8 protein-coding genes are annotated in these 12,312 nt (G+C 69.2%); 5 read left to right on the top strand and 3 right to left on the bottom strand.

Going from position 1 to position 12,312, the window contains the following annotated elements; translation table 11 throughout:
* The first annotated feature begins 37 nt into the window (after positions 1 to 37).
* From proB to MLJ35_RS02465, 5 genes are all read left to right on the top strand, one after another.
* Positions 38 to 898 carry a glutamate 5-kinase gene (gene proB / locus MLJ35_RS02485; RefSeq protein ID WP_243382718.1) on the top strand — a complete coding sequence of 287 codons (861 nt, stop codon included), beginning with the start codon at positions 38 to 40 and terminating at the stop codon, positions 896 to 898.
* Positions 895 to 2,235 carry a glutamate-5-semialdehyde dehydrogenase gene (locus MLJ35_RS02480; RefSeq protein WP_243382716.1) on the top strand — a complete coding sequence of 447 codons (1,341 nt, stop codon included), beginning with the start codon at positions 895 to 897 and terminating at the stop codon, positions 2,233 to 2,235. The genes proB and MLJ35_RS02480 overlap by 4 nt, the downstream gene beginning before the upstream one ends.
* A gap of 122 nt (positions 2,236 to 2,357) precedes the next feature.
* Positions 2,358 to 3,668 (top strand): aminotransferase class I/II-fold pyridoxal phosphate-dependent enzyme, encoded by a 1,311-nt coding sequence (locus MLJ35_RS02475; protein WP_243320288.1) that lies wholly within the window; start codon positions 2,358 to 2,360, stop codon positions 3,666 to 3,668.
* 41 nt (positions 3,669 to 3,709) lie between these two features.
* Complete coding sequence (locus MLJ35_RS02470; protein WP_243382714.1) at positions 3,710 to 6,517, top strand: M20/M25/M40 family metallo-hydrolase; 2,808 nt, start codon at positions 3,710 to 3,712, stop codon at positions 6,515 to 6,517.
* A gap of 145 nt (positions 6,518 to 6,662) precedes the next feature.
* A complete protein-coding gene (locus tag MLJ35_RS02465) occupies positions 6,663 to 6,923 on the top strand; it encodes a hypothetical protein (RefSeq protein ID WP_243382713.1) in 261 nt (86 codons plus the stop codon).
* Between the two features lie 371 nt (positions 6,924 to 7,294).
* Here the strand turns inward: MLJ35_RS02465 and MLJ35_RS02460 are convergent, their stop codons facing one another.
* From MLJ35_RS02460 to MLJ35_RS02450, 3 genes are all read right to left on the bottom strand, one after another.
* Positions 7,295 to 9,163 carry an aldolase/citrate lyase/malate synthase family protein gene (locus MLJ35_RS02460; RefSeq protein ID WP_243382711.1) on the bottom strand — a complete coding sequence of 623 codons (1,869 nt, stop codon included), beginning with the start codon at positions 9,161 to 9,163 and terminating at the stop codon, positions 7,295 to 7,297.
* Between the two features lie 144 nt (positions 9,164 to 9,307).
* A complete protein-coding gene (locus tag MLJ35_RS02455) occupies positions 9,308 to 10,453 on the bottom strand; it encodes a glycerate kinase (protein ID WP_243382710.1) in 1,146 nt (381 codons plus the stop codon).
* 78 nt (positions 10,454 to 10,531) lie between these two features.
* Positions 10,532 to 12,151, bottom strand: coding sequence for an L-lactate permease (locus tag MLJ35_RS02450; protein WP_243382707.1), 1,620 nt, complete (start codon positions 12,149 to 12,151; stop codon positions 10,532 to 10,534).
* Positions 12,152 to 12,312: the final 161 nt, after the last annotated feature.

Genomic DNA, 12,312 nt, shown 5'->3' with positions numbered 1-12,312 from the left:
ACACCGACCCGGGGGTTTTTCTTTATGGCAGATGACCATGACCCGCAGCACCCACGCCATCGCCAACACCGCCCAGCGGGCCAGTCTTGGCGCGGCCAAGAGGATCGTCATCAAGCTCGGCACGCAGGTCGTGCTGGATGACGAGGGAAGGCCTGCGCTCAGCCGTCTGTACGGATTGATGGAAACCGTGGCCAGTCTCCGCCGCCGGGGCGCCCAGCCCGTGCTGGTGTCCTCTGGCGCCATCGGGCTGGGAGCCCGCCAGCTCGGCATCCACAAACCGAAGGAATTGCCCCAGAAGCAGGCCTGTGCGGCCGCCGGGCAGGGCCAGCTCATGTCCATCTACCAGGAAGGTTTCGCCCGCATGGGGTTGTGCGCGGCCCAGGTGCTGCTGACAGAGGACGACTTCGCGGACCCCCTCCGCCACGCCAACCTCCGGCGCACCCTGGACACCCTGCTGGAGCTGGGGGCGATCCCCATCCTCAATGAGAACGACACCGTGTCCACCCTGGAGCTGGAGCGGCCGTCCCCTGGCCGCCGGCCGATCTTCAGCGACAACGACCACCTCTCCGCCCTGGTGGCCATGCACCTGGAGGCCGATCTCCTGGTGCTCCTCTCGGACGTGAGCGCCCTCCATACCCGAAACCCGGGCCTGCACGCCGACGCCGAGCCCCTGGCGGAGGTCCCCTTCGGAACCGATCCTCAGGCCAGGCTCGAGGGCGCTTCGGGCCGCGGGCGAGGGGGCATGGTCAGCAAGGTGGAGGCGGCGCGGGCCGCGGCACGGGCCGGGGTGCCCGTGGTGCTGGCCTCGGGCCTCGCCATCGGCATCCTCGACCAGATTCTCGCGGGCGACCCCGTGGGCACCCTCTTCCTCGCCGCACCCAAGGGAGCCCGGCCATGAACGACGCGAGCCTCAGCCCCCTCCAGATCCAGACCATGGCCCATGCGGCCCGGGAGGCCTCCCGCCGAATGGCCACCACCCCCGGAACGCGTCGTTCGGCGGTGCTGCGGCGGCTGGCGGGCCTTCTGCAAGCCCAGGCCCCGGCCCTCCTCGCGGCCAATGCGGAAGATGTCGCCGCCGCCGGGGAGGACCTGCCGTCCGCCACCCTCCAGCGGCTCAAGCTGGACGGCACCAAGCTGGCCGTGATGGCCCAGGGCGTCCGCGCCGTGGCGGACCTGCCGGATCCCCTCCACCGGGTGCAGCTGCGCCGCCAGCTGGACGAGGGCCTGGAGCTCACCCGCGTGGCCTGCCCTCTGGGCGTGCTCTGCGTGGTGTTCGAGTCGCGGCCCGACGCCCTCATCCAGATCAGCGCCCTGGCCCTCAAGAGCGGCAACGCCGTGCTGCTCAAGGGTGGCCGCGAGGCCGCGCGCTCCAATGGCGCCCTGCTGGCCGTGGTGCGGCAGGCGCTGGCGGAGGAGGGGCTGCCGGAGGACACGGTCCAGGGCCTGCCGGACCGCGAGGCCGTGGCGGCCCTGCTGCAGCGGCCGGACCTGGTGGACCTGGTGATCCCCCGCGGCTCCCGGGAACTGGTGCTGAGCCTCCAGGCCGCCACCCGCATCCCCGTGCTGGGCCACGCGGACGGCATCTGCCACATGTACCTCGACGCCGCCGCCGACACCGCCATGGCCGTGGCCCTGGTGCGCGACGCCAAGCTCCAGTACCCCGCCGCCTGCAACGCGGTGGAGACGGTCCTCATCCACCGCCGGGCCGCGGCCCGCCTGCTGCCGGCCCTGGTGGCGGACCTGGCCCCGCGCGGCGTGGAGCTGCGCGGCTGCGCCGCCTGCCGCGAACTCGAGCCCGCCCTGGCGGAGGCCACGGAGGCGGACTGGGACACCGAGTACGGCGCCCCCGTCCTGGCCCTGAAGATCGTGGAGGACCTCGACGCGGCCCTGGCCCACATCCGCGCCCACGGCAGCGGCCATACGGAGGCCATCATCACCGAGGATCATGCCGCGGCCTCCCGCTTCCTGGCGGAGGTGGACGCCGCGGGCGTGTTCCACAACGCCTCCACTCGGTTCGCTGACGGGTTCCGGTACGGCTTCGGCGCCGAGGTGGGCATCAGCACTGGGCGGATCCACGCCCGGGGCCCTGTGGGACTGGAGGGCCTCCTCAGCTACCGCTACCTCCTGCTGGGCCACGGGCACAAGGTGGAAGACTACGCGGGGCCCGCCGCCCGGCCCTTCCGGCATCGGGACCTGGCCGATGGTTTGGGCGCCAATCCAGACAGCAAGGTATAAACATCAATTATTGATACATAAGACTCTATAACTTTGAACCCGAGGCCCGAAGTGTTAGCCTTGACCCACGTTCGTCGCTCCTGGATCGCCGCAGGGGCGACTTTTTCGTATCGGGAGGATCCATGGCTGCCCTGCTCTCCCCTGAAACGCCCGCCTTCGCCGTGCCGGAGGCCAATCTTGTCCCAGTGAGCGGCCATCTGAAAGACCTGATGGCCATCCCGGCCTCTCGCATGTTCCTCATCAACAAGTCGCTGAAGGTCTTCAAGGAGAAGCAGCCGGGCGTGCCCGTCTTCGACGCCAGCCAGGGCGACGGCGGGGCCTCGCTGCCCGGCGTGCCCGCGGAGCTGCTCGACCGCGCCTTCCAGATGCAGAAGGAACATGGCACCGCCTACGACATGCCCTACGGCACCGACGCCTACCGGAAGATCGTGGCCGAGCAGTACTGGAAGCTTGCCCCGGACACGGGCTGGGGCCCGGCCAACATCATCGGCACCCAGGGCGGGCGTGACGGCCTCCAGAAGGCCTACCAGGCCATGCTGGCCCTGGGCCACGGCCGCCAGGGCGATGTGGTGGTGGTGAGCCGCGTGCCCTGGATCAGCTACAACTGGGGCCCCTACGGCATCGGCGCCAACGTGATGTGGGCGCCGGGCCGGGCCGAGGAGGGCTGGGCCTATTCCGAGGAGGGCATCCGCGCCTGCGTGGCCGAGGCCGCGCGCCACGGCCGCAAGATCGCGGGCCTCGTCATCACCTGCCCCGACAATCCCACGGGTCAGACCATCCCCCTCGAGCGCCAGATCGTCCTGGCCCGCACGGCGCTGGAAGCGGGCGTGGCCTTCGTGCTCTTCGACTGGATGTACCACGCCGTGGGCGACGGCGAGCCCTACGACGTGAACGTGCTGCTGCGCGCCTTCGAGCCGGAGCTGCGCAAGCGCCTGATGGTGCTGGACGGCCTCACCAAGAGCCTGGGCGCCTCCAACATCCGCAACTGCCACCTGCTGGCCGACGCGGAGGTGGTCAAGACCATCGTGGCCCAGGCCTCCCACACGGTGATGCCCTCCTTCTTCAGCCTGGCCGTGGCCATGGCCGCCTACGAGAAGGGCTTCCAGAAGGCCGCCGCGCCCATCATCGAGCCCACCCGCGCCAGCCGCGCCTGGCTGCGCGACTTCCTCAAGAGGGAGGGCCTCACCCACATCATCGGCCAGGGCTACTACGCCTTCATCAAGGTGTCGGACGTCTTCCAGGCCAAGGGCTGGACCGACTCCGAGCCCATGGGCCAGTACCTGGCCGAGGAGCACGGCGTGGCCGTGGTGCCCGGCGCCTTCTTCAGCCCCTACGGCGCCGAGTGGATCCGCTTCTCCTACGCCACCCCCCCCGAGCGCACCCAGGGCGCCGCCGAACGGCTGCTCGCAGCGCTGAAGTCACTGCAGGGCTGAACAGATCCACTTGCACTTCGATTGATTGATCCGGAGCACCCGTGTTCGACCTGAACGCCTTCGTCGAGAAGTTCAAGCTGGCGCGCCAGACGGCCCAGGAGACGCGGCCCGGCGGCGGCCTCTGCGGACTGGAGCTGGAGTGGAACCTGGTGGACCCGCAGTTCCGCCCCCTGCTCACCGTGGGCACGGGGCCGGACCGCATGTCCTTCGTGGACCACCTGCGGACGAAGGTGCTGGCGCCCTGGACCGGGGAGTACCACCAGCTCGAGGTCTTCCACTGGATGATCGAGTGGGTCACCCGGCCCTACCACACGCCCCGGGGCGCCGTGTACGAAGGGCGCCTGCTGGAGGCCGCCCTCATCAACGCCCTCTACAAGGCGGGCCGCGCCTTCGGGGAGCCCCTGCACTACTGGCACGGGAACCTGCTCGTGCTGCCGGAGATCGGGCCCGACTGCGTGCCCGAGTCCTGGCACCTGGCCAAACGGCGGTACCTGCAGCGCTGCGTCGAGATGTACGGCACCGAGCTGGCCACCGCGGGCACGCACTGCAACCTCAGCCTGCCCGAGCCTATGCTGGCCTGGGACTTCATGCACCTGCCCGCCTCTCAGCGGGGCGACCACCACCTCGACGACTACAAGAACCAGGTCTACATCACGGGCACGCGGCTCATGCGGGCCTTCGCCGGGCTCTTCATCGCCACCAGCGCCAGCACCCCCCTCCAGGCCTCGGAGGAAGGCGGCAAGCCCGTGGTCCGCCTCACGCCGTTTGAATCCGTGCGGAACCTCACCTTCCCGAACCCGCCGGCCCTGGACGTGCCGGACCTGAACCGCACCCACGCCGACTACCTGCGCCTGTCCTACGACCTGGTGCGCCGTGGCGTCCGGTTCGGCAACAACAATTGGATCCCCGTGCGCGCCCGCTCCCAGGCCGAGCCCGTCGAGCGCCTCATCCAGGTGACCAGCGACCAGCTCCATGACATCTACGCCCGCGGCCTCTTCGCCGCCGGCGAGACGCGCAACGTCGAGGACATGGCCGCCCAGATCGAGCGCCAGAACCTCTTCGCCCGCATCGACCTGCCCATGGCCCGCGTGGAGGTTCGCACGGACGACCCCGGCCACGAGCTGGCCCTGGACGTGGCCAACCTCACCCTCAAGCACCTGCTCCTCCTCCGCTTCTACGCCGATCCCGACTTCGCCCGCGGCTTCCGCTACGACGCCGAGGACATCACCCGGGCCCGGCGGAACGAAGAGCTCGCCGCCAAGGAAGGCCTCAACGCCGTCATCGAGGACCCCCTCACCGCCAAGCCCGTGGCCATGCGGGTCTTTCTGGCCTGGACGCTCAACCAGCTTCGGCCCCTGGCCGAGGCCCTGGGATTCTGGGAGGACCTCCAGCCGCTCCGCGAGATGGCGGAGGGCGCGCCCAGCACCGCCGAAAAGATGCGCCAGAAGCTGAAGGCCAAGCTCGGCACCTCGGACATCGTACCGCCGGCCCTGCTCGTGGAGCTGGCCGAGGCTCGGAAGGCCCAGGTCCGCGACGAGGTCGAGGCCATCACCGCCCGCCTGGCGGACCTCGGACCGGAACAGGACAAGCTCAAGGACTTCGTGGAGCACGCGCGGGACGAGGTGCATCTGGATCCCCGGGCCCCCGTGCGCTTCCGCCCCCGGCCCGAGGCCGTGGTGGAGGGGACCTTCGCGAGCAAGACCGCGGAGGTGCTGGCCGTATCCCAGCGCCTCATCCGCATCCCCAGCGTCACCGCCTGCCCCGAGGAGCGCATGCCCGAGATCCACCGGGCGGCCACGTTCATCTACGACTACCTGCGCAACCATGGCGTGCCCGTGCGCTACTTCAACCAGGCCACCTTCCCGGCCGTGCTCGCCCACTTCCCCGGCGGCGAGCAGGCCCCGGCCATGCTGTGCGGCCACTTCGACGTGGTGGAGCCTGAGCCCGACGACAGCCAGTTCGACCCAAAGATCGAAGGCGACTACCTCTGGGGCCGCGGCGCCGCCGACATGAAGACCGTGCTCTCCACCTACCTGGTGTGGATGAAGGACACCTTCAAGAAGGGGGCGCCCTACCCGCCCGTGAGCCTACTCATGCTCGGCAACGAGGAGAACGGCGAGCTGGAGCCCATGGGCACGCCCCACGTGCTGAGGCAGCTCAAGGAGGAGTGGGGCTACGAGCCCTCCTTCTTCGTGGCCGGCGAGCGCACGGGGGAGAAGGGCACGGAGCTCTGGGGCGAGGTCTGCACCCAGAACCGCGGCGTCCTGCGCTTCGAGCTGGTGGCCCGGGGAACCCGCGGCCACAGCGGATTGGCGGGGGGCAGCGACCTCACGGAACGCCTTCTGGGCGCCCGCGAGGCCCTGCGCGAGATGTTCGCCAAGCGCCTCACCCTGAAGGCCGCGGACGGCTGGCAGTCTCTCGCCCGCTTCGCCTATATCCAGGTGGGCACGCCAGGCGTCTACAACATCACGCCGGACCGCGGCGCCCTGGGCGTGGAGATCCGCCCCATCCCCCAGGACGACATCTCCGGCCTGCGCGCCGACATCGAGGCCCTGGCCGCGGCGCGGGAGCTGGAGCTGGTGCCCTCCGCCTGGGAGCCCGGCGTGGCCTGCGACCCGGAGAACCCCTACCTCAAGGCCCTGCTGGCCGGCATCGAGGCCGCCGGCGGTGAGGTCCGCATCGGCCGCAAGGGCGCCGGCACCTCCGCCCGCTTCGCCCCCAAGGGCCAGGGCGTGGTCTGGGGCCAGACCGGCATCGGCCCCCACGCGGCCGGCGAGCGCCACTTCATCCCCAGCATCGACCCCTACTACCGCGCCCTGGACGCCTTCTCGGCCAAACTGAAGGGCTGACCGCAAGCTGACCATGGCCTGACCACAAGTAGGCTCGGTGGTCGTGTCCAAGATCACTGTCAAAACAGTTTATTGCCTCCACCATCGAGGTTGGCCTTCGGAACAGGACCGTCCTGGTCCGCCGGAAGCCCGGGAGATCACCTCGATGCGCCGCACCTTGGGCCGGACAGCCTCCGCCCGTCTGAACACCCTGCACCAGCGCCTGGATGCCGCCCACCTGGCGACCCTCCGCGCCCGGGACGGCCTCGTCCACGTCTGCGGCTGGTGCCGGAAGGTCCGGATCGACGAAGGCGAGTGGGTCCCGGCGGAGCCTGCGCTCCTGGACCGCGCCGGTCCCACCCTCACCCACGGCGTCTGCCCCGACTGCGCCAAGGCCATCGTGCGACAGCGCCCCGCCGTCGCGTAGCGCCGGCCGGCACCACAAGCTGAAACGCGGGAACAGGATTGGAAGGATTAACAGGACCTGGTGAGCGGCCTAACTCAGCCGGAAGAACAAGGAACCGCGAATGACGCGAAAGGGCGCGAAACGCGGCAGAGATCGGCCGCCTGGGCCTTTGGCCCCCAGTCGCGCCAAGCGAGACTGGCCGCACGCGGGGCGGGAATGCCGGCTCCTAAAGGCCGCCAAGCCCGCCCCGCGTGTGGAGTCGAAAGCATGATCGTTCGCCGTTCGCGCGCCCGCAGGGCGATTCGCGTCTTTCACGGTTCGATCATCCCAGGCGGAGGCAAGCCGATGGCCGGATATCCTTTCATCCTGTTAATCCTGTCCCCGCTCTTTCCTCAGAAGTCCAGGTTCTCCGTGATCCGGGTGCCGTTCTTGCTGAAGGTCTGAAGGAAAGTGGCGATGCGCTTCTCGGCCTCGGGCAGGCTTTCGACGCCGAGGTTCAGGTTGAGCAGGTCCACATACCAGGGGGCCTTCACGGGGCTGTTGACGTAGGCCTGCACGATGGCCCGGGCCACGGGAAGCGTGGTGTCCTTGGAGTCGTCGTGGACATCGCGGTTGCTGGCCTTGCGCAGCTTGGCGTATTCCTCGTCGACCAGGCGGGCGAAGAGGGCCGGCGTCAGCGCGTCGCCGACCGCCGTACCCGTGGCGGCGTCCGCCTCCGTGAACGTCGCGCCCTTGTGCAGCCACTCCCATAGGATGGAGAGGCGGATCTCGCCCGTGGCCATGTCCTCCATGAGGTAAAGCACGTCGTCGTTGCCGAAGAAGTCCGCGGGCTTGAGCGCCGCGGCCTGGAAGCCCCGCAGGAAGGCGTTGCCGTACTGCAGCGCCACGGAGAGCAGGTCCCGCGCCCCGGCGATGGTGCGGGGGGCCTTCTCCAGCATCATCAGGCCGGCGGCGTCCTCAGGGCCGTAGGTCAGGGCCGGGAAGGCGCGGCCCATCTGGTTGGCCTGGCCCACCTTCTCCCACACGGGGCGCACGATGTGGACCATCTTCCAGTGGGCCACCCACTTGCCCGAGGCGCCCTCGCGCTGCTCGCGCTCGGCGCCGGCCACGGCCCGCTTCATGCTGGCGGCCACGCCCGCTTCGGATCCCACCGGGATGTTGGGCTCCATGCCGCCCTGCCAGAGAGCGAAGCGGCCGTTCCGGTCCGGCGTGTTCATGGCCCGGCGCACGCGGTCCTCGTAGGTCCGCATGTAGCCGTAGGTCATGGTGATCGCGCTGATGTCGGGGTTCACGAAGGCCTTGTCCCAGGCCAGGGCGTCCGAGACGCTGTTGATGTAGTCCCAGCGGCCCGTGTTGAAGCCCACGAAGTGGGGCGCCAGCGCGGCGCGGATCTCCATGAGCTGGTAGCACTGCTCCAGCTGCTCCACCAGCACATAGGCCTTGATGGTGCCCACTTCGAGGCCCAGGTGCTCCTCCAGGGCCACCAGCATGGCGTTGAAGAGGGCCGCGTCCTCGGCGGTCTGGGTCTTGGGCAGGTAGAGCACGAGGCTGCGGCCCGCGGCGCGGAGGCGTGCGTGGTTGTTCACCACGTAGAGCACCATGTCGGCGATGGAGGCGGAGAAGCCGTGCCCGTCGCGGCGGATGTGGCGATCCTCCAGGTGCAGGCCCCGCACGCGGTAAATGACGGTGGTGAAGTCCAGCTGCTTCTGCCAGTCCTCGATGATCGGGTGGCCGAAGAAGCCCTTCGCCCACTGGTTCATCTCGCGGCTGACCTCCTCGGCCACCTCCAGGAAGAGGGGGTCGCGGGCGATGGCCAGCTTGAGGTTGCGGTGGTTGTCGAGGGACATGGTGTCCACCTGGCCCAGGGCGTCCTCGCCATCGAACATCCAGCCATCGGCGCCGGAGAGCAACGCGTAGGCGACATTGCGGATGCCGGAGCGGACATCCGAGCGCGGCTTGGTGGCCGGGCCCGTGCCCTGGATCCACTGGCGCTGGAGGTCCGGGGGGATCACCGCCCCGTCGAAGTTGCCGGCCCGGGCGTCGGCCACCGTGAACGGCTTGCCGGGGATCCGCGCGGAGGGTTCCAGGAAGCCGAGGCGCTCGCCGGCCTCGGCCCGCTGCTTGCGACGGGCGAGCCGGGCGGCCATGCGCTCGCGGCGGCGGTCGTCCAGGGGGGCCAGCGCCTCCAGGGCGCGGATCGCCTCCGGCGTGTAGACATCCGGATAGCTGGACAGGACGGCATCACGGAATTCGAGGGTCATGGTGGGTCTCCCTTCGGAACATCAGCAGGACAGGTGCATCCATTCTTGCGGGTCGGTGGGTGCTTCCACCCCTCGAGCGCGTGTCAAACAGGTGGGCGTGTCAATCGCATGTCAATCACACGGCCGGCGGCTGTCAATCGCATTTCATCGGTGCATGGCCATGCCCACCTTCACCAGGCGGCAGGCCCGGGCGGCGGCGGCCTCCACCAGGGCGGCGCCCTGCCCCATGCAGTCCTCCAGGGTCATGGGCTGGGGCACGGTGGTGGCCAGGGCGTCGATGCCGTGGACCAGCACATCGTCGGCGCCGTCGCCCAGGCCGCCGGCGATGCAGACCACGGGCACGCCATGGCGCTTGGCCACCACCGCCACGCCCACGGGCGCTTTCCCCATGGCGGTCTGGAAGTCCGTGCGGCCCTCGCCGGTGATGACCAGATCCGCCCGCTGGGCCAGGGCCTCGAAGCCAGTGGTCTCCAACACAATGGATACGCCGGGCCGCAGGCTGGCGGGCGTGAAGAAGAGCAGGCCCGCGCCCAGGCCGCCGGCGGCGCCGGCCCCGGGCAGCAGGGCGATGTCTCGGCCCGTGGCGGCTTTCGCCACCTCCGCGAAAACGCCCAGGGCCGCATCCAGCTCCCGCACCATCTCCGGCGTGGCGCCCTTCTGGGGCCCGTAGACGGCGGAGGCGCCCCGGGGCCCGCAGAGGGGATTGTCCACATCGCAGGCCACCATGACGCTGGCCTCAGCCAGCCGCGGGTCCAGGCCCGAGAGATCGATGCGCGCCAGCCGGGCCAGGGCGGCCCCGCCCTCGGGCAGGTCGCGGCCCTCCGCATCCAGGAAGCGCACGCCCAGGGCCCGGGCCATGCCCGTGCCGCCGTCGTTGGTGGCGCTGCCGCCGATGCCGATGACGATGGTGCGCAGGCCCGCGTCGAGGGCGGCCTTCATCAGCTCGCCCGTGCCGAAGGTGCTGGTGACACGGGGATCCCGGCGCTCCTTCGGCACCAGGGGCAGGCCCGAGGCCGAGGCCATCTCGATGAAGGCGGTACCGCCATCGCCGGAGATGCCCCAGTGGGCTCGCACGGGTTCGCCCAGGGGACCGCGTACCTCCGTGTGCATGAGGCGCCCGCCTGTGGCGGCCACCAGGGCCTCCACCGTGCCTTCGCCACCGTCGGCGATGGGCACCTTGACCACCTCCGCGGCGGGAAACACGGCATGGATGCCCCGCTCCATGGCCTCCGCCACACCGAGGGCCGACACGCTGCCCTTGAAGGAATCCGGAGCCACGATGATGCGCATGGAACCCACCTCGATTTCAGCCAGAGATAAAACTACCGCCAAGACGCTCTTGCGTCTTGGCGGCTGACGATCAGCAGATCAGGGTACGAGCCCCGGGAACAGGAACGCGAAGCCGAAGACCATGAGGCCCAGCAGGATCACGTAGGGGATCGTGTACTTGATGGTCTGGCGCATGATGAGGCCTTCCTTGCCGGCCAGGCCCACGGCGGTGGCGGCGATGACGATGCTCTGGGGGGAGATCATCTTGCCCGCGGAGGCGCCCGCGCTGCCGGCCGAGGCCATGAGGATGTCGGACAGGCCCATGCCGTTGGCGGTGAGGCGCTGCAGGTTGCCGAAGAGGGCGTTGGCGGAGGTGTTGCTGCCCGTGAGGAACACGCCCAGGGTGCCGAAGAGCGGGCTGAGGAACGGGTACACATTCCGGCTCACCAGGGCCACGATGCCGTTGGCCATGGTGGCCACCATGGAGATCTGCTTGGTGGCCAGGTCGCCCACCACGGCCAGCTTGGTCTTGGGATCGATGATGGGCAGGGCCAGGTTCATCACTTCGGCGATGGCGAGGATGCTGGCCACCGCGATGAAGGAGGGAATCATCTGCTTGAAGGTCTTGCCGAACTGCTCGCCCATCACGCCGTAGCTGATGCCCATGAAGGGGAAGGCGATGAGGCCGGCGATGAGCATGATGGTGCCGGGGCTCTGCAGCCAGGTGAAGGCGTAGAGCTTGCCGGGGTTGTAGATCTGGGCCTTGAGGAGCACCCACTTCCAGCCCGGGGCGCTGCCGTTGAAGAGAGGCTTGGTGCTGGGCAGGTTCACGGCGATGACGAGCACGGCCAGCAGCAGGTAGGGCAGCCAGGAGAGGAACAGCTCCTTCGGATGGAACTCGCGCCGCTCCTCGGTGGCCGGGGCCTCGCCCTCGAAGAGCCAGGGCTGCGCGTGCTTCTGGAAGTTCAGGTAGATGGCGGTGGCCACGAGGCAGACCAGGCCCGCCAGCACGGAGGTGAGGTCCGCGCCGATGAAGTTGGACACCAGGAACTCGGTGATGGCGAAGCTGAGACCTGAGACCAGGATCGTGCCCAGGGCGCCCTTGAGGCCCTTGGACTTGGACATGGCGTACACGGTGGCGAAGGCCATGATCAATGCCAGGGGCGCCATGAAGCGGCCCGTCATCTGGGAGAGGCGCATCACGTCGAGGCCCGTGGTCTTGGCCAGGGTCACTGTGGGGATGGCGAGGGACCCGAAGGGCACCGGGCCCGTGTTGGCCACGAGGCACACCAGGGCGGCCATCATGGGGTTGTAGCCCAAGCCGATGAGGATGCTGGCGGGAATGGCCACCGGGGCGCCGAAGCCGCAGATGCCCTCGAGGAAGGCGCCGAAGCCGAAGGCGATGAGCAGGGCCTGGGCGCGGCGGTCCACGGTGAGGTTCGCCATGGCGCCCTGCATCTTGTCCATCCAGCCCGTGGCCTTCAGCACGTTGTAAACCACCAGCGCGCCGAAGGGGATGTACATGATCGGGAAGATGCCCGTGAGGCCGCCCTGGAAGGCCGCCAGCACCGTCGTCTTCACCGGGAAGTGGAACACGGTGACCGCCGCGAGCACCGTCACCAGCAGCGCGATGGGCGCCACCTTGGCGGCGGGTTTCATCAGCAGCGGGATGCCGATGAGCAGAACGATGAGGGGCAGCGTGGCTGCAAGGATGCTCAAAAACATTGTCGACCTCCGAATCGGTTGCCAAACAGTATCTGGGGTCGGTCTGACCACCAAGCCAAAAACGTTTTTGAGCCACAAGGGCCGGAATCGTTCAGATCCCGGCCCTTGTGGCTACATCTTTTAAAGTGGATTTTATCGGCACCAAATGAGGCGGT

The sequence above is a fragment of the Geothrix alkalitolerans genome (assembly GCF_022808885.1).
In the GTDB taxonomy this organism is placed as follows: Bacteria; Acidobacteriota; Holophagae; order Holophagales; family Holophagaceae; genus Geothrix; species Geothrix alkalitolerans.
The sequence above is the reverse complement of the archived record's forward strand: the minus strand, read 5'-3'. Positions and strand labels throughout refer to the sequence as shown.

Excerpts from the sequence above, each read along its gene's own strand:
- MLJ35_RS02480 (WP_243382716.1), top strand. The coding sequence starts at position 895 with ATGAACGACGCGAGCCTCAGCCCCCTCCAGATCCAGACCATGGCCCAT.
- MLJ35_RS02455 (WP_243382710.1), bottom strand. The coding sequence starts at position 10,453 with ATGCGCATCATCGTGGCTCCGGATTCCTTCAAGGGCAGCGTGTCGGCC.
- MLJ35_RS02475 (WP_243320288.1), top strand. The coding sequence starts at position 2,358 with ATGGCTGCCCTGCTCTCCCCTGAAACGCCCGCCTTCGCCGTGCCGGAG.
- proB (WP_243382718.1), top strand. The coding sequence starts at position 38 with ATGACCCGCAGCACCCACGCCATCGCCAACACCGCCCAGCGGGCCAGT.
- MLJ35_RS02465 (WP_243382713.1), top strand. The coding sequence starts at position 6,663 with ATGCGCCGCACCTTGGGCCGGACAGCCTCCGCCCGTCTGAACACCCTG.
- MLJ35_RS02460 (WP_243382711.1), bottom strand. The coding sequence starts at position 9,163 with ATGACCCTCGAATTCCGTGATGCCGTCCTGTCCAGCTATCCGGATGTC.